This is a genomic window from Helcococcus kunzii ATCC 51366, from assembly GCF_000245755.1.
GTDB classification, from domain to species: Bacteria; Bacillota; Clostridia; order Tissierellales; family Peptoniphilaceae; genus Helcococcus; species Helcococcus kunzii.
In genome coordinates this window covers 1,548,534-1,567,728 of record NZ_JH601088.1, presented here as the reverse complement: position 1 = coordinate 1,567,728, position 19,195 = coordinate 1,548,534, and the positions used below count along the sequence as shown (strand labels likewise).

The 19,195-nt window shown below is 33.1% G+C and carries 13 protein-coding genes and 1 pseudogene; all 14 read left to right on the top strand.

Annotation, left to right across the window (positions count from 1 at the left end):
• Window positions 1-482: 482 nt before the first annotated feature.
• Window positions 483-749, top strand: coding sequence for a hypothetical protein (locus HMPREF9709_RS07120; RefSeq protein WP_005398925.1), 267 nt, complete (start codon window positions 483-485; stop codon window positions 747-749).
• Window positions 750-1,162: 413 nt separating this feature from the next.
• Window positions 1,163-7,738 (top strand): type I pullulanase, encoded by a 6,576-nt coding sequence (gene pulA, locus HMPREF9709_RS09680; protein WP_005398924.1) that lies wholly within the window; start codon window positions 1,163-1,165, stop codon window positions 7,736-7,738.
• Between the two features lie 946 nt (window positions 7,739-8,684).
• Entirely contained in the window at window positions 8,685-9,500 is an 816-nt protein-coding gene (locus HMPREF9709_RS07110; RefSeq protein ID WP_005398923.1) for a Cof-type HAD-IIB family hydrolase, read from the top strand.
• Window positions 9,501-9,519: 19 nt separating this feature from the next.
• On the top strand, window positions 9,520-10,329 hold the full coding sequence (locus HMPREF9709_RS07105) for a Cof-type HAD-IIB family hydrolase (protein ID WP_005398922.1): 810 nt from the start codon (window positions 9,520-9,522) through the stop codon (window positions 10,327-10,329).
• A 27-nt stretch (window positions 10,330-10,356) separates the two neighbouring features.
• On the top strand, window positions 10,357-10,950 hold the full coding sequence (locus HMPREF9709_RS07100; RefSeq protein ID WP_005398921.1) for a hypothetical protein: 594 nt from the start codon (window positions 10,357-10,359) through the stop codon (window positions 10,948-10,950).
• Window positions 10,951-10,962: 12 nt separating this feature from the next.
• The gene (locus HMPREF9709_RS07095; RefSeq protein WP_005398920.1) at window positions 10,963-11,505 is read left to right on the top strand and encodes an LOG family protein; all 543 of its coding nucleotides are present in this window, start codon (window positions 10,963-10,965) and stop codon (window positions 11,503-11,505) included.
• Window positions 11,502-11,846: an acylphosphatase gene (locus tag HMPREF9709_RS07090; protein WP_005398919.1), complete on the top strand. Its 345-nt coding sequence runs from the start codon at window positions 11,502-11,504 to the stop codon at window positions 11,844-11,846. The genes HMPREF9709_RS07095 and HMPREF9709_RS07090 overlap by 4 nt, the downstream gene beginning before the upstream one ends.
• A gap of 54 nt (window positions 11,847-11,900) precedes the next feature.
• Window positions 11,901-12,380 carry a GNAT family N-acetyltransferase gene (locus HMPREF9709_RS07085; protein ID WP_005398918.1) on the top strand — a complete coding sequence of 160 codons (480 nt, stop codon included), beginning with the start codon at window positions 11,901-11,903 and terminating at the stop codon, window positions 12,378-12,380.
• 567 nt (window positions 12,381-12,947) lie between these two features.
• Window positions 12,948-13,928 (top strand): thiamine pyrophosphate-dependent dehydrogenase E1 component subunit alpha, encoded by a 981-nt coding sequence (locus tag HMPREF9709_RS07080; RefSeq protein WP_005398916.1) that lies wholly within the window; start codon window positions 12,948-12,950, stop codon window positions 13,926-13,928.
• A 51-nt stretch (window positions 13,929-13,979) separates the two neighbouring features.
• Window positions 13,980-14,975, top strand: a complete 996-nt coding sequence (locus HMPREF9709_RS07075; RefSeq protein ID WP_005398915.1) for an alpha-ketoacid dehydrogenase subunit beta — start codon at window positions 13,980-13,982, stop codon at window positions 14,973-14,975.
• A 12-nt stretch (window positions 14,976-14,987) separates the two neighbouring features.
• Complete coding sequence (locus HMPREF9709_RS10245; RefSeq protein ID WP_005398914.1) at window positions 14,988-15,266, top strand: E3 binding domain-containing protein; 279 nt, start codon at window positions 14,988-14,990, stop codon at window positions 15,264-15,266.
• 87 nt (window positions 15,267-15,353) lie between these two features.
• Window positions 15,354-16,037: pseudogene (locus HMPREF9709_RS10240) on the top strand (2-oxo acid dehydrogenase subunit E2); the annotation flags it as partial.
• 11 nt (window positions 16,038-16,048) lie between these two features.
• On the top strand, window positions 16,049-17,803 hold the full coding sequence (lpdA, locus tag HMPREF9709_RS07065) for a dihydrolipoyl dehydrogenase (protein ID WP_005398912.1): 1,755 nt from the start codon (window positions 16,049-16,051) through the stop codon (window positions 17,801-17,803).
• A 14-nt stretch (window positions 17,804-17,817) separates the two neighbouring features.
• A complete protein-coding gene (gene lplA / locus HMPREF9709_RS07060) occupies window positions 17,818-18,807 on the top strand; it encodes a lipoate--protein ligase (protein WP_005398911.1) in 990 nt (329 codons plus the stop codon).
• The last annotated feature ends 388 nt before the right edge of the window (window positions 18,808-19,195 follow it).

The window sequence follows — 19,195 nt, the reverse complement described above, 5'->3', positions numbered from 1 at the left end:
TATCAAAAAGTTTATACATATAGTTACTTATTCTTTAGTTTATGTATAAAATAAAAAATAATTTATACATAGAATGTATTTTTGAAATTTTATGTATAAGAAAATCGCGAAATTTATACATATTTATCATTATTTTCGGAAGTTGTGTATATGAAAAAAATATATTTTATACACATTTTGATATTAGATAGACTAATGTGTACAAAATCGATAAAAACTTTATACATAAAAAATTATTTTATAGAGAATGTGTATACGTGAAAAAATAATTTATACATAAAAATTAAAATACCTTAAAATGTGTATAAAAACGAACTGTTTTTAAAAATGGCAAGTGCTGAATCCCTTCCTCTCCATTATATAACCTCATACCAAATAAAACCTTTCATTATTAATACAAAAATTTAACATTTATGCTTAAAGATGGAGAGTACGGGTATATAACATTAATAAATGATATACTTGGCATCATGGAGGGGGTTATGAAGAAGTATGATAAGTTACTAAAGATGTATTTTTTCTATAGGCTTCAAGAGGAGGAGTTGGATCTTTTGAAGGAATATTTTTATGACGAGGAATCTGGGAGATATAATGAAGTTTCGAATAAATATATTTTTGGTAAAAAGTTTGATAAGCTTGTAAATAAAGGGATTGTTAAGCCATATATTCAAAGGAAGTATATGGGCAATAGGCCTAAGATGTTGTATTTGCTTGATAGGGAAATTAAGAATAAATTAAATAGTATGTAGAGAGTATTCTATTCTAATAGTTGGGCTATTTAGATTAGGATACTTTTTTTTGTGTGGAATGGGATAAAATGGACATTTGGAATGCAAACACTGAATCATTAGTAGTTAATCCAATCCCGCATCACCAATACCACTAAATCCATTCCCCTAAACCCCCGCATTACCAATACCCCAAAAACCATTCCCCACAAACCCCACGTCACCAATACCACCAAACCCATTCCTACCCCTAATTTAATGAAAATTTCCAATTATTAACTAATATTAATAATCAAATGATTAACATCTTCACTGTTCGACTCAGAAACTCGCATTTTCCAGACATTTACTAAAATGCTATGAAATGGTACCGTTTACATATATACGTTTTCATAATATAATCACATCAATAGTAATATTATGAGGAGGAAAAAATGCGAAAAGGTATTAAGAAGATTGTTTCTTTAGTTTTGGTATTTTCGATGTTGCTTGGGTTCATTCCGGTGGGAATGGAAACTGCGAGTGCTGAGGAGTTGGCTCCAAGGACGGAAAACGGGATAACTACATTTAGTTATCAAGGGAATGAAAATACTAAAACGGTAAATTTAGCTGGTGAGATGAATGAATGGAATACTTCCAATATTTCACTTACAAAGGGAGAAAATTATTTATTTACGACTCAGCAAAGATTGGAGCCAGGCAAGTATCAATATAAATTTATTATTGATGGGAAATGGATGCCGGATCCAAATTTAGAATATATTGTTGAGGGATTGAAGATAAATTCGGAGTCTGTGGTTAAATTGGGCGGTAGTTTGGATTTGGCTGCAGAATATGTGAATCCTGATGGAAGTGTTAAAGATGTGAAAGCTACTTATTCTTTAGAAAATGCTGTGGATGGTATTTCTATAGAAGATGGGAAGTTAGTTGTTAGCGAAAATGCTAAAGCTGATAAAGTCAGTTTGGTAGCAGAGTTTGATGGTAAAAAGGCTACAAAAGAAATAACTATTTTATCTACAATGTTTACCTACACTATTAATTACAAGAGGGCAGATAATGCTCAAATGAATTGGGATATGTGGGTATTTGGAAATGGATTAAATGGTTATGCAGAAAGATTTACAGAAGACGTTGATGGCTATGCAAGGGCAACTTTTGAACTTCCAATAAGTGAAATTTCTGTTATTTCTAGACCTAAAAATTGGGATAGTCAGGAAATGACAAGAGTGGTTACTGTGCCTGAAGGAAAGACTTCTGTAGAGGCATGGGTTGTGTCTGGTGATGAAAATGTGTATTATTCTAAGCCTGGAGATGATTCAGAGCCTGCAAAAACTAGAAAAATTCAATTCAATTATGATAGATCAGAGAAAGATTATGACGGCTGGAATTTATGGTACTGGTCAACCGGTTTGGTGGATTCATCAGATAAAGTGGCATTAAATGATTTAGATTATTTTGTGAATGGTAAACTTGATTTACCAATTTCAAAAGGTGCAACAAATGTAGGATTTATCGTAAGAAAGAGTGTTTCTGATGATAATCGATGGACGGAAAAGGATCCAAACAAAGATTTAGATAGAGTTGTTGAGACAGATCCAAACGCATTGGAAATTACAACAAAAGTATTTTTAACTCAAGGTCAAGATGCGTTTAGAGTGGTCCCATATCTTAAAGGACCAGAATACAAAGACGGAAATATTTCCTTCTATTATAGAGATATTGATCTTTACGAAGCTGATAAAATGGATGCAATTGATTCAGTGAAAATCAATATTTCAAAGAGAAATGTAGATACAAAAGAAATGAAAGAGCTTGGTTCATTTGAGATGACATATAGCTCAGAAAATCAACGTTTCGGATATGTTTTAGAAAATCCAGAAGAAGGATTTGATTATGTCTATACCTTTGATGTTACAAAGGATGGAGAGACAAAAACGGGATTATTAGATGTTTCCAACACTATTGATGGGGAATCATATCAAAGATTAGTTAGTCTTGATATTGGCATTAGCGCATCATTAAATATGAAGGAAGCTAAAGCGGGGGAATCTTTTGTTGTTACAATTGATGTGGATAATCCTCAAAATCATGGGATAAAAGAAATTTACATTGATGGTACAAATCTTGGACAAAATAAAATTGGCGTTCCAGTAGATTTGTTAAAACAAAATGTGGCATTACCACTTGATTTAAAGGCTGGAGAAAAGACTTTTGATGTAGTTTTAGTTGATGAATATAATGGAACTCACAAAACTACTCTTAAGCTTGATACTTTGGCATCAAGCGATACAAAAGATACTATTGCTTGGGATGAAGAAATTATCTATTTCTTATTGACAGATAGATTCTTTGATGGTGATAGTACAAATAACGATCCTGCGAAGAATGGCTCTTATGATCCTTCTGAAATAGACGCTTATCATGGTGGTGATTTCCAAGGAATAATAGATAAAGTTGACTATTTGAAACAACTTGGAATTACAACTGTTTGGATTACTCCGATTGTGGATAATATTGAAAACAATTTAAATCAAAACGGCAAATCTTACGGATATCACGGCTATTGGGCGGAAGATTTTACAAAGATTGAACCAAGACTTGGTGATGTCGATACATTAAAGAAATTAATCGACACATTGCATGATAATGGCATAAAATTAATGGTTGACGTTGTTCTTAACCATTCCGGATATGAAACAAAAAATAAAGGTCAATTTGAAGGAATGCATAGAACTCAGCCAGGTACTGATGATTTAACTTCAGAATTATCTGGATTGCCAGATTTCATTACGGAAAACCCAGAGATTAGTAAAAAGCTTGTTAAGTGGCAATCAGAATGGTTAAATACATTAAGAACTGACAAAGGTAATACAATTGACTATTTTAGAATTGACACTGTAAAACATGTAGAACATGATACTTGGAAAGAACTAAAAACTGCACTTGTAGAGATTAAGCCTGACTTTAAGATGATTGGTGAATTTTATGGCGGCTCCACAGGAAATACTGGTTGGTATTTGGGTGGTGGACAAATGGATTCACTATTGGATTTTGAATTTAAGTCATTGGCTGAAAAATTCGTTAAAGGCGATATTGCTAATATAGAAAAAAGATTAGCGGAAAGAAACAAGGAAATTACTTTTGATAAGAACTTTGGATCATTTTTATCTTCTCATGATGAAGATGGATTTTTAGCGACAAGAATAGGTGGGAATGCATCCCTTCTAAAAGTAGCTTCATCACTGCAAATTACAGCAAAAGGTCAACCAGTCATTTACTATGGTGAAGAGATTGGTATGAGCGCTCCTTATGCAGGAAATCAAAATAGAAAATCATTTGATTGGTCAAAAGTTGAAAATAATGATGTATTAAAGCACTATCAAAAGATAACAAATATTAGAAAAGAACATGCAGAAGTCTTTGCTAGAGGTGACAGAAAATCACTTTATACAGATGAGAATGTTTCAATTTTCTCAAGAACATTCAATGGTGAAACTGTAATTGTTGGGTTGAATATAAGCAATGAGGCTAAGAGTGTAACATTCCCAATGAATGCAGCAATGGGCGATGCATTAAAAGATATATTTAATGAAGATGCGGAATTCGAAGCAGAAGATGGCAAAATTACAGTGACCATTCCGGCGAATAAAGACGGTGGTACTGCAGTGTTTTTACCTTCACAAACAGAAAGTACAACTGTAATATTTAACTTCAAAGACCCTGATAATGGGGAATGGGCGATTTGGGCATGGCCAAAAGATGGTAATGGTGCGCAATACGAATTTACTAGACAAGATGGAGATGTAAAAATTGCGGAAATTACATTCCCTGGAAAAGTTGAAGAAATAGGATTTATAATAAAGGGCAAAAATGACTGGGCCAAGAATTTTGATGGTGACAGATTTGTCTATATTACAAAGAATCCTCAAAATGTATATATCGAATCAGGAAAAGAAGAATTTACAACCGATGGCGTGATGCTACCAAGAATTGAAGGCTTTAACATCGATTCATTTAGGGAAGCTAATATCATTCTAAATACAAAAGTCGCTTTGACGGATATTTTAGATGACTATGATATTGCATTTGGTGGAAATAGTATCAAAGACAAAGTGGAATCAATCACACCAGTGTCAGGTGATGAAAATGCTAGTTCAGAATTTTTAGTTAAATTCAAGGAAGATTTAGCAATAAATGGAAGTATAAAGATAAACTTCACTATTACTCAAAATGATAATGATGGAGTTAAGGCGGATTATCCACTTGAAAAATCTTCAAGAATTGCTGGACTTTTTGATACTCCTGAATTTGAGAAAAAATACGCATATGATGGAGAATTAGGTGCAATTTACAGTAAGTTAGGTACGGAATTTAAGATTTGGGCACCTACGGCGAATAAGGTTGATTTAGTTATATTTGATGATTTATATGAAGAAGGATTTAAAACTTATCCAATGGAATCGAATGAAAAAGGTGTGTATAATTACAAACTTCCAGGCGACCAACTGGGTAAGGCGTATATGTTTGATGTGCATTTTGACGATGTTACAAATAGGGTGGTAGACCCATACGCTAAATCTGTTACAATAAATGGTCAACGAGGAGTTGTGGTAAATCCAAAACCTTCAGATGTTTCAAGATTGACAGGAAAAGATGCTACAAATCCAATCATTTATGAACTTCATATAAGAGACTTATCAATTGCAGAAAATAGTGGCATTAAGAATAAAGGTAAATTCTTAGGTTTGACAGAACTTGGTACGAAATCGCCAAGTGGTCAAATTACAGGACTTGACTATATCAAATCACTTGGTGTTACACATATTCAATTGATACCAATTTATGACTATAGTAAATATTCTGTGGACGAGACAAAATTAGATACGCCACAATTTAACTGGGGCTATGATCCTGTAAATTACAACTCTATTGAGGGGTCATACAGTACGGATCCTGCAAATCCATTCAATAGAATAGAAGAATTACAAAAGACAATTGACACCATTCATCAAAATGGAATGGGTGTAATAATGGACGTTGTATATAATCACGTTGCTGGTGTAGATCAACACTCCTTTGATTATATCGTGCCAGGCTACTATTTCAGACAAGATGCTAAAGGCAATTTCTTAGGTGGTACAGGTGTTGGAAATGAAACTGCTTCAGAAAGAAAAATGATGCAAAAATTCATCATTGATTCAATCACATATCTCGCTGAAACCTACAAATTTGACGGATTCAGATTTGACCTAATGGGGACACATGATGTCGAAACAATGAATCTAGTTTATAAAGAATTAGTAAAAATAAATCCAAATATCTTCATCTTAGGTGAAGGCTGGAACATGGGAATGGGCATTCCAGAGGATATCAGAGCAACTCAAAAGAATGCATATAAGATGCCAGAGGGTATAGCTCACTTCAGCGATAATTTTAGAGATGGAGTAAAAGGTTCCGTATTTAATGGTGCAGAACCAGGATTTGTGAATGGACAACAAAATCAAGAAGACTACATTTTACAAAATATAAAAGGTGGTAAAGGGCTTCAAGGTTACACAAGTGCAAGACAAGTCATTCAATATGTCGAAGCGCACGACAACCTAACTCTTTGGGATAAATTACTAGAAACTAATCCAAATGATAGTGATGAAACAAGACTGAAAATGCACAAGATGGCCACATCAATGGTACTACTTTCTCAAGGGACACCATTTATACATACAGGCCAAGAATTTGCTCGAACAAAAGGTGGGGATCATAATTCATACAAATCCCCAGATTCAGTAAATCAAATTGATTGGGATAGAGCGCTAAAATTTGCAGACAATGTTGAATATTTCAGAGAACTAGTAAAGATTAGAAAATTATATCCTGTATTTGATTTAAAATCTTATGATGAAATTGATGCCGTTTATAAGGAAATTGCAACAGAAAAACAACTAGTTGCCTATAAATTAGATTACAACAAAGATGAAATTTATATTGGCTATAATGCTGCAAGAAATGCTCAAAAATTTGCGGCGGAAAATGGAAAATATAAAGTTCTTGTAAGAGATCAAGTTGCAAAATCTGAAGGAATAGAAGAGGTTGAAATTAAAAATGGTGAAATAGAAATTGCTCCATTATCTACAATTTTGATCGTAAAAGATAAACCTGCAGAAGTAAAAGCTGGATGGGTGCAAAATGGAGATTACTGGAACTATTACGACAAAGACGGATCTCAAGTAAAATCCTCATGGAGATGGGCACCAATACTTGATAAAGAAGGAAACCCAACAGCTAAATTCAATTGGAAATATTTCGACGCCAAAGGAAATAATATTTCGCAAATCTACACAGAAAATGGTTCCTCATGGTTATCAGTAGCTGGCCCAACAAACCAATACCACCGTGGATGGTGGACACGACCAGAAACAGGAAGCAAATACTTCTTCAGAATAAACTCTGGATCAATGGTTAAAGGAAGACAATTCATCGATGGTGATTGGATGTTCTTTAGAAAATCTGGTACCTTAGCACTTGGATGGCAATTCTTTGATGGTCACTGGAAATTCTTAGACAAAAATACAGGACACCAAGCCATTTCAGAATGGAAGTGGGCTCCAATAATTGACAAGAATGGTAAAGAAACTGAAAAATTCAATTGGAAATACTTTAACTCCAAAGGATATAGCATGGACCAAATCTACACAAAGAATGGTCTCTCATGCTTATCCTTAACCGGACCAATGAAACAATATCACAAGGGTTGGTGGACAAATCCAGAAAATGGATACATCTATTTCTTTAGATTATCTTCAGGCACAATGGTTAAAGGAGAACAATTCATTAATGGAGCATGGAGATTTTTCAGAAAATCTGGAACCATGGCAACTGGCTGGCAAAAAGTCAATGGAAAATGGAAGTTCTATAGAATTGGTACAGGTACAAGAGTTACTGGCCGACAATGGATAGATGGAAAATGGTACGAATTTGATAAAAGCGGAGCTGTAATAGGAAATAGATTTTAATTAAATATCTAATTCAAAACTAAAATAGGAGACTGTTGAAAAATGACTGAAGAGCTGTTTTTCAGCAGTCTCTTTTTGTTATCCGACACTATTTGTTGGTACGGGGAGATAAATTAAATTAGGCATTGGTTTAACAGTTAAAAAGATAAAAAAATTAAATAAATGTTGATATTTCAATTTTTTATAAAATTATTACTTTTTTATAGTTTATCTATAATTTTATCCTGGGAATTTATGGTCCCAAAATACCCCTAGGGGGTATATTAAGGAGTATGTTTACGAAATTTATGGTCTCAGAATACTCCAGGGGGGTATAAAATGGACCATAGATTTAAAAGATTCAGCCGAAAGTATTATATAAATTTGTAAAACTATGGTCTCAATTATACTGGGGAGGGGTATCTAGGGACCATAATTTTTATAATATCCTCAAATCGTATGGTCTAAAAAATACTGGGGTGGGGTATTTACAGACCATAAAAAAAATATTTATGGTCCAAAAGATACCGGGGAGGGGTATACGCGGGCAATACATCCAAGTGAAAACATTTAATATTAAATTTCTGCTAGAATACCATAAATTCATTTAGTGCACCCACATGTTCTACATAATATCTTAACCATTTGTATTACGAACTATTCCATTACCTTAAAACTATGCTCTGAAAAACCAAACCCATTCTCACAAACTATCCATTTCCCAAAAACACTTATTTGCAAAGATTACATATTTCCTCAAAATGCCCATTCCTATAGATTACATATTTCCCCAAAACTTCTATTCCCACATACTACTTATTTTCCCCAAAACTCCCATTCCCCCAAAATATTAATTTCCCCCCAATATACATATTTCCCTAAAACACCCATTCCCCCAATACACACAGATACAAAATTTACATTTTATGTTATCATATTATTAGTTAGAAACTTAAAAGGAATATGAATGGAAAACACGAAGAAATTAATTGCACTAGATTTAGATGGGACGTTACTTAATTGGAGAAAAACGATAAAACAAGAGACGATTGATGCGCTAGTGAAGGCGCAAGAACAAGGGCATGTTGTGATGATTGCAACGGGAAGACCTTATGTATCATCATTAAGATATGCGAAGATGATACAGATTGATAAGTTTAATGGTTTTATTTCCAATTATAACGGAGGATTGATTACTAGATTAAATCCCGAAGAGAAGATTTATGATGTAAAAATGGATATGGATTTGTTAAAGCGTATCATTAATTTTATGAATGATATGAAAGCGGATTATTCTGTTTTGCATGAGAAAAAATTGTATACAAATAAATATAGTCGATTGATATTTAAGATTTATAGGAAACTTGTCGGGCAGGTGGCAATTGATAATGAAGAATTGCACGATTATACAGATTTCCCTGTCTATAAGGTGCTTGTGAATGATTGGAAGAGACATCTAAAGGTGACGAAGTTTAAGTTGGAAAAGGAATTTGGAGATGAGGTTGATATCAACTTTTCTTCAAGAGTTTCTATTGAGATTACGCCAAAGGAAACGTCTAAAGGTAAGAGTGTGTTGAGAGTAGCAAGGATTTTAGGGATAGATCCTATGGATACTATTGCATTTGGAAATTATGGGAATGATATTTCCATGTTAAAAATGTGTGGAACTGGCGTGGCGATGAAAAATTCTTCATCTGAATTATTAGATGTGGCAGATTATGTAACGGATACAAATAATAGGAATGGTATCGCGAAATATTTGAAGAAGTTTATTTTAAAATAATTTGAGAATTGGAGAGAAGATGAAAAAGTTAATAGCTGTGGACGTTGATGGGACATTGATAAAGTCTAATCATGAATTAACGGAAAGAACAAAAAAGACATTGATAGAAGCTCAAAAGCAAGGTCATAGATTGGTTATTTCTTCAGGAAGAGCTCCAAAGGGAGTGGAACATTTATACAAAGAGCTTGAAATGGACAAATATAGTGGATATATTTGTAATTTCAATGGTGGTCTTGTTACGAATGTTATGAATGGAGAAGTATTGATTAATCACACTCTAGATCCTGAAAAGATGAAAGAAATGTTAAAATTTTCAAAGGATTTAGATATTGAATATGTCATTTATTATGATAATTGTGTTTATGCATATACTTTAGATATGCCATATTTAGAGGATATTTTGAGTAAGAGTTTTATGCCATTAATTTTTAGAAAAAACTTAACTGAAGATATTGATTTTGTACCGAATAATATTTTATTTTCACAAGATGAATCTAGAATTAAAGAACCAGCAATGAAAATTAAAGAAAAATTTGACGAATATTTTGAATTTGTTTTTTCTGAACCATTCTATTTTGAGGCTATGGCAAAAAATATTTCAAAAGGTGCAACATTAATGGAATTGGCAGAAAAGATTGGAGTTGAAGCAGAAGATGTTGTTGCTTTTGGTGACCAAAACAATGATCATACGATGATTGCTTTAGCTGGGACTGGTGTAGCTATGGGAAATGCTGTAGATAGCATCAAAGAAATAGCTGATTATGTGACACTGACAAATAATGAAGATGGTGTTGCAGACTATGTTGAGAAATTTATACTTGAAAAATAGATTAAAGATAGGTAGATTAGGGTAAAAATGAAGAAATTAATATTATTAATAGTGCTTTTATCTGGTTTGATTTTTACAGGATGTAAAGCTCCAGATTTAACTCCTCCAAAAGAAGAATTAGATAAAGTAAGTCTAGAACCTACAATTAAATATGATGAAACTAAAGTAAGTGATAAAGCGAAAGAATTAATAGATAAGAGATTAAGTCCTGATAAGGAATATAGCGTTCCGGAGGAAAATCCAATATTTAAGCTTAAGCTTTCAAAAGATTTGAAAGTTACACAAGGTAAACAAGGAGATTCAGGATACATTGCGGCGAGATATGAAGCTAAAGAAGGAGAAAAAGTGGATGAACAAAATGATTTTGTTCTATCAATTATTCCTTTTGATGATGATTATTCTCCAAAAGCTTTCTACTATATGTATTCCGAAACCTATCCAGCGGATATTGCCAAAATTGAAGGAATGGAATTGGCGATGTTTTCAACAGAAACGGGAGAATTTATTTCTGAGTTCTTAGGAAAAGATAAAAAATATTATGTGATTACTATTAAATCAAAAATGAACATTCACGAAAATATTTATCTAATGAATAAATTAATAGAAAATTTTGAAAAATAGAGAAGGTGTGAGTTGAAAGTTTTAGTATTTTTAGGGTCAAAAATTGGGAATAGTGAAGTTTATAGAAAAGCTTGTATCGAGGTTGCTGATTGGATTTCACGAAATGACTATAGCTTAGTTTATGGTGGAAATGCAAATGGTTTAATGGGCGTATTGGCCGGAAGAGTTTTAGAAAACGGCGGCGAAGTAATTGGTATAATGCCAAACTACCTAAAAGAATATGAGCTTGTACATAAGGGACTTACAAAGTTTTACGAAACTGAAACTATGCAAGAAAGAAAAGACTTGATGCGAAATTTATCAGATGTATGTATTGCTGTTCCTGGAGGTGCAGGAACAATGGAAGAGATTACTGAAGCGTATTCTCTTTTTCTAGTAGGTCAAAATACGAGTCCATGTATTGTCTATAATAAAGATGGATATTATGATGATCTGAAAAATATGTACGATAAAATGGCACAAAAGGAGTTTTTAGCTGTAGAAGATAGAAGAAAATTGTTGTTTTCTGACGATTTTGACGAAATAGATAGATTTATAAAAGAGATGAAAAAATGAAAAATATATTTAACAGAATGTTTGGTGATTATAAAGGTCAAAAATTAGAAATTCCAAATTTCGAAAGTTCAGAAGAAATTAGAGCGCACATCATTTTTCACGGAAGAGTGCAAGGTGTAGGATTTAGATACAATGCTTATGACATTGCTATGAGACTACAACTTACCGGATATGTTAGAAATCTACAAGACGGTACAGTTGAACTTGAAGCACAAAGTGAAAGAGATAAGATAAAATTTTTGATCGAATACATGAAACATTTACCAATAATCAAAATTGAAGATGTAGATTATGAAGAGATACCAATGAAAGAGGGAGAGAGTAAGTTTGGATTGTCTTAAAGTTTTCTAGGAGATGCCAGTACTTCATTCTCACAAAAATAACATAGAGGTTTTATGATTAGGAATGCGACAAGAGATGATTTAGGCGAAATATTAAAAATTTACGCAATAGCGAGACGTACGATGAAAGCCACTGGAAATCCCGATCAATGGGGAAATGATAGACCAAAATATGATGCAATTGTAAAAGACATTGAATCAGCTGATATGTATGTCATAGAAGAAAACAACGAAATCTTAGGAGTCTTCTCATTAATCGATTTTGACAATGATTATATTGATATTCAGGGGGAATGGTTAAATGATGAACCATATCTAGCCATTCATAAAATCGCATCATCTGGAAAAAAGGGCGGCATATTTAGTCAAGTACTAGAATTTGCAAAAACAAAAACAAAAAATATTAGAATTGATACACATAAAAACAACAAGATAATGCAACTTCACATTAAGAAGAATGGATTTCAATATGTTGGCATTGTCTATATAGATGGCGAATTAGAAAGACTAGCATATCATCTAGTTTTAGATTAAGGTGGAATGTGAAGTTGTCTTTCCATGAGATATGAGGCGTTATCAAGGTTTAGAGTCCTAGTATTCTCAGTAAGTGTAAAATTTAAGCTGTTATTAATAGATTTCCTGTTTATTTCTCATTTTGAGAATTAGACAGGAATTTTTTTACCTTTATAAATAAGAAAAACTAAAAATGCTGGGTCAAAAACGACTTTTGCATAATAATCTGATAACTCTTTTTTAGATCAAATAATATCTGTATATCTCCATTAAACAAATTTTCTTCTCTAAGTGTATAAATGTTAGAAATAGGGTATTGATAGAAATAGATAGTTTCAGGGAGGTGAATTAATAAAATTTTAACATGTTCATAGGTATTACATTTTTTATGAAAACGTGATGAGCATTACAGATTTAAAATACTTTTTCCTGTAACATGGATAGGTAAACACTAAGGGCTTTTTTTATTATAGGAATAAAGCAATATGCACGATTTTTTGTTAAATATTTACTTAATTGGATTAAAATATTTAATAGTATATAATCTAATTGAGGCAAAAAAATACGGTGCAAAGGAAAGGAAAATTTATGGGTAAATATTCAGATAAATTAACAAAAGAACAAAAGCTTGAAATGTTAAAAACAATGGAAATTTGTAGACATTTTGACTTAGAGCTTTCAAAGCTATATGCAAGAGGATTGGTTGCAGGGATGACTCACTATTCAGTTGGTGAAGAAGCTGCAAATGTTGGTAGTGTATTTGCTATGAAATTAGAAGATATTATGTATTCTAACCATAGAGGTCACGGACAAACAATATCTAAAGGTATTGATATTAATCTAATGATGGCTGAAATTTTAGGTAGAGAACCAGGATACTGTAAAGGACGTGGTGGTTCAATGCACGTGTTCAACCTTGAAGTAAATAACATGGGTTGTAATGGTATCGTTGGTGGTGGCCAAGGATTAAGTATCGGTGCTGCATTCGTACAAAAGAGAAAGAAAACTGGTAATGTAGTTGTTTCTTTCATGGGTGATGGATCAACAAACGAAGGTTCATTCCACGAAACATTAAATATGGCTTCAATTTGGGATTTACCAGTAGTTTATTGTGTAATCAATAATAAATATGGTATTTCAATGGATATCAATAATGCGATGAACGTTGAAAATATCGTTGATAGAGCATCTGCTTATAATGTTAAAGCAATACATGTTAAAGATGGTAATGATGTTTTAGCTGTTTATGATGGTATGATGGAAGCTATTGAGCACACAAGAGCAGGTAAAGGTCCTGTTTTATTTGAAACAAATACTTATAGATGGTTTGGTCACTCAGCTTCAGATGCCGGTGCATATAGATCTAGAGAAGAAGTTAATGCTTGGAGAGAAAAAGATCCAATCGAAGCTTTTAGAAAAGTTTTATTAGATGATAAAACAGCTAATATTGATGAATTAGATGCGATTAGAGAAGAAGCTACTAAAGAAGTTAAAGAAGCTGTAAAATTTGCGAAAAATGCTCCATTCCCAGATGAAAGTGTAGCATTTGAAGATAATTACGCAGACTAATATTACAAATTAATTTATTTAAACTTAAAAGCACAGAAAGAGGAGATTTATATGGCAGAAAAAAAAGTTATGCAATTTCGTGATGCTATCAAACAAGCAATGGTAGACGAAATGCGTTTAGATGAAGATGTATTTTTAATTGGTGAAGATGTTGGTATCTTTGGTGGTGACTTTGGTACTACAGTTGGAATGTTAGAAGAATTCGGAAAAGAAAGAGTTATTGATACACCAATTTCAGAAGCAGCTATAAATGGTTTAGCAGCTGGTGCTGCATCAAATGGTATGAGACCAATCGTTGATATGACATTTATGGACTTTACAACTATTGCAATGGATGCGATTGTTAACCAAGCAGCTCCAATGAGATACATGCTAGGTGGACAAGTTCAAGTGCCTATGGTTGTAAGATTTGCTAATGGTGCTGGTACAGGTGCTTCATCACAACACATTAAGACTTTAGAATCATGGTTTACATTGATTCCTGGATTGAAAGTTGTTGCTCCATCTAATCCAAACGATGCGTATGGATTATTAAGAGCTGCAATTAGAGACAATAACCCTGTAATGTACTTAGAACCAAAAACTCATTTTGGTATGAAGGGTGAAGTTGATGCAAGTGATGACAATATCGCTACAATTGGTAAAGGTAAGATTGTTAGAGAAGGTAAAGATATCACAATTGTATCATGGGGTAAAGCTTTTGTTTTAGCTGAACAAGCTGCAGAAGAACTTGAAAAAGAAGGTATTGACGTTGAATTAGTTGATATCATGTCATTGAAACCATTAGATGATGAATTAATATTTGAATCAGTTAAGAAAACTGGTAAATTAGTTGTTGTTCACGATTCATTCAAGACTAGTGGATTTGGTGGTGAAATTGTAGCAAGAGTAGTTGAAAGCGAAGCATTTGATTTCTTAGATGCTCCAATTAGACGTGTTGCAAGTGCAGATACAAACGTACCTTCAGCATCTAATCTAGAAAAAGCTGTTCAACCAAGTGTAGAACAAGTTAAAGAGGCAGTACTAAAAACAGTTAATAAACAATAAAAAGGAGAAGCAATGTCAGACAAAAAATTTAGAGCTACTCCTGCCGCAAGAAAATATGCTAGAGAATACGGTATTAGTATTGCGGAAGTAAAAGGCTCAGGAGCAAAAGGTCGTGTACATGAAGATGATGTAATTGAATACAAATTACATGGACAAGTTAAGATTTCTCCATTAGCTGCTAGAATTGCAGAAATTGAAGGTCTAAATGTTCAAGTGCTTGAAGGTACAGGACCACAAGGTAAAATCATGAAAGAAGATGTAATGAATCTTCTACATGGTGGCAAAAAATAAGAAAAAGCTTCAGCACAAGCTGCAGAAGCAAAAGAAGAAAAACAAGAAGAAGCTGGTAATACTAATAAATATGGTGAATTCGAAACAGTTAAGATGACACCAATGAGAAAAGTTATTACTAAGAGAATGAAGGAATCTCAATCTATAGCACCAACTTACCAAGTAAGTGTGGATGTAGATATGACAAAACTATTAGATTTAAGAAAACAAACTGTAGATCTAGTGGTAGAACAAACAGGATTGAAACCATCAGTTACAGACTATATATCACTAGCTGTTATCAAGGCTTTACTAAAACATCCTCTTGTTAACTCATCAGTTAGTGCGGATGAATCAGAATTTACAAAATATTCTTATGTTAACTTAGGTATAGCAGTAGGGTTAGATAGTGGTTTAATGGTTCCAGTAGTTAAAAATGCAGAAAAGATGTCCTTTAGCGAACTAGTAGTTGAAAGTAAAAGAGTTATTGGTGCGACAGTAAATGGTAAATTAAAACCAGATGAAATGGCTGATTCCACATTTACAATTTCAAACTTAGGAATGTTTGGAGTTGATAGTTTCACATCTATTATTAATCAACCAAATAACGGTATTTTAAGTATCGCTGCTACAAAACAAAAACCAGTAGTAATCGATAATGAAATAGTTATAAGACCAATTATGAATATCACATTCACAGGTGATCACAGAGTAATAGATGGTCTAGAAGGCGCTAAATTTATGCAAACATTAAAAGGTAACTTAGAAAATCCAATTGGATTATTATTATAGGAGGTAATTGAATGGCATATGAAGTAATCATGCCCAAAGCTGGCTCAGAAATGGAAGAGGGCGAAATCGTACAATGGCTGAAAAATGAAGGTGATGAAGTTAAAGTTGGTGAACCAATTTTAGAAATCGTTACTGATAAAGTTAATATGGAAGTTGAAGCTGAAGAATCCGGTACATTATTAAAGATTGTTCACAAAGCTGGTGAAGTTGTTCCAGTGGTTGAAACAATTGCTTGGATTGGTGAACCAGGTGAAGAAGTTCCTTCAGCAGGTGGATCAGATGAAGAACCAAAAGAAGAACCAAAAGAAGAAGTTAAGGAAGAAGTTTTACCTAAATCAGTATCAAAACCATCTGAAGAAGAAGCTCCAAAGAGAGAAAGAAAAGGTGACTATGATGTTGTAGTTATCGGTGGTGGTCCTGCTGGTTATGTAGCAGCTATCAGAGCAGCTCAATTAGGTGGTAAAGTAGCAGTTGTAGAAAACAGCGTTGTTGGTGGTACTTGCTTAAACAGAGGATGTATTCCAACAAAGACATATCTACACAATGCTGAAATTATTTATAACATTAAAGAAGCTGAAGAAAGAGGTATTAAATTAGTTAATGATGCTTTCTCAGTAGATATGAAACAAACAGTTAAAGTTAAAAATGATGTTGTTAAAAAACTTACTGGCGGAATCTCTGGTTTATTCAGATCATATGGTATCAAACTATTCAACGGTTTAGGTACAATTACTAAAGATAAAAAAGTTTTAGTAAATGGTGGTGAAGAAACTATTGATGCAGATAAGATTATCTTAGCTGGTGGTTCAGAAGTTAGAATGTTAGACTTACCTGGTCTAGACAGCAAGAGAGTGTTAACTTCTGATACTATTTTAGATTTAGAAGAATTACCAAAGAGATTAGTAATCGTTGGTGGTGGTGTAATCGGTACAGAATTTGGTCAAGCATTCTCAGCATTTGGTTCAAAAGTTACAATTTTAGAAGGTGCTGAAAGATTATTAAGCGTATTAGACAAAGATTTATCAGATGTAGTTGCTAAGAAATTCAAAAAAGAAGGTATCGACATCATTGCAAATGCAAGATTTGCTGGTATTGAAGAAAAAGGCGATGAAATCAAAGTTAAAGTTGAAGGACAAGATGATATTGTTGCTGATTATCTATTATTATCAGTTGGTCGTGTGCCAAATCTAAGTGCTTTAGGTGAAGTTGAATTGAAGAAAACTGAAAGAGGCGCTTTAGCAGTTAACGAATATATGCAAACATCAGATCCAGACATTTATGCACCTGGTGACGTAAATGGTCAATTAATGTTAGCTCATGCTGCATTCAAGATGGGTGAAAGAGCTGCAGAACACGCAATGGGATTAAATAAGAAAGTTACATTAAATTCCATTCCATCAGCAGTTTACACATTCCCAGAAGTTGCAACAGTTGGTTTAACTGAAGAAAAAGCTAAAAAATCTTATGACATTAAGGTTGGTAGATTCAACTTTGCAGGTAATGGTAGAGCTCTTGGATCAAATAATGCTGAAGGTTTCGTAAAAGTTGTAATGGATACAAAATATCACGAAATTTTAGGTGTTCACATTGTTGGACCAAGTGCAGCTGAAATCATTAACGAAGCTGTAACAATTATTGAAACAGAAATGACAGTAGATGACGTATTAGAAGCTATGCATGGTCACCCAACATACTCCGAAGCTTTATATGAAGCTTTTGCTGATTGTCTAGATAGAAGTATCCACTTACCAAAGAAAAATAAATAGAAATCAGGAGTATCATGATATATTTAGAATCAAAGAGCAATGATCCAGCATACAATACAGCTTTAGAGCTATATGCATTTCAAGAACTTGCTAAGGAAGATAATGTATTCTTTCTATGGATTAACAAGCCATGTATTGTAGTTGGAAAAAATCAAAATACAAGACAAGAGATTGATCAAAAATATTGTGATGAACATAATATTCAAATTGTAAGAAGGGTTAGTGGTGGTGGCGCAGTATATCATGACTATAACAATCTAAATTACACAATAATATCCAATGAAGATTCAGAAGCTGACTTTGACTTTAAGTCAATGAGTCAGCCTGTATTGGATGCTCTTGCAGATATGGGTGTAGATGCTCAATTTACAGGTAGAAATGACTTACAAATCGGGGATCAAAAATTCTGTGGAAATGCACAATACATTAAAGGTAAAAGAGTAATGCATCACGGATGTATGATGTTTGATGTAGACGTTTCAGTGCTTTCAAAAGCTCTAACAGTTTCAAAAGACAAATACGAATCAAAAGGTAAAACATCAGTAAGATCACGTGTTACAAATATTAAGGATCATCTTGAAGATAAATCTTTAACAGTACGTGATTTCTTAAACAAATTAAGAGAACACATGTACAAAACATATGATATGAAAGAGTACATTCTTACTGAAGAAGATGAAGAAAAAATTAGAGCAATCAAAGCTGAAAAGAACGACTCTTGGGATTGGGTATATGGAAGCAACCCAGACTTTAATGTTCAAAGAAAAAGAAAACTTCCTACAGGAAAAGTTGAAGCAAATATCAATGTAATCCACGGAATAATCGAAGACATCAAATTCTACGGCGACTTCTTTGGAGTAAAAGATGTAGCCGAACTTGCAACCATGCTTAAGGGCACAAAATATGACAGAGAATCAATCTTAAAAGTCATTGATAAAGTTAATATTAAAGAATACTTCATGGGAGTATCAAATGAAGAAGCAGTTGACGTATTAGTTGACTAACCATTGTCCCAAGTATTCAAAGAACTTTAGGAAGAACAATAATCAAAATTTGGTTATTGTTCTTTTTTGGTTTGTCAATATTATTAGAAAGAATGAGGGGGGGAGAAATGTTAGTATAATGGTGGAGATTGGAAACTAGCATCAAATCCTAGAAATAGAAATATGATGCTAAAAAATTCAGTTCAAACTAGCACCAAATTTTAAAAATAAATATTTAGTGCTAATTTGGTCATGCTGGGTTGGGAATGGCACATTATTAAATATGGTCACCATAGTTTTAAGTGAGAATGGTACTGAATTCAATAATTTAAAATTTAGTACCAAAAATTTTGAGTGAGAATGGTACTGAATTCGACAATTTAAGATTTAGTACCAAAAATTTTGAGTG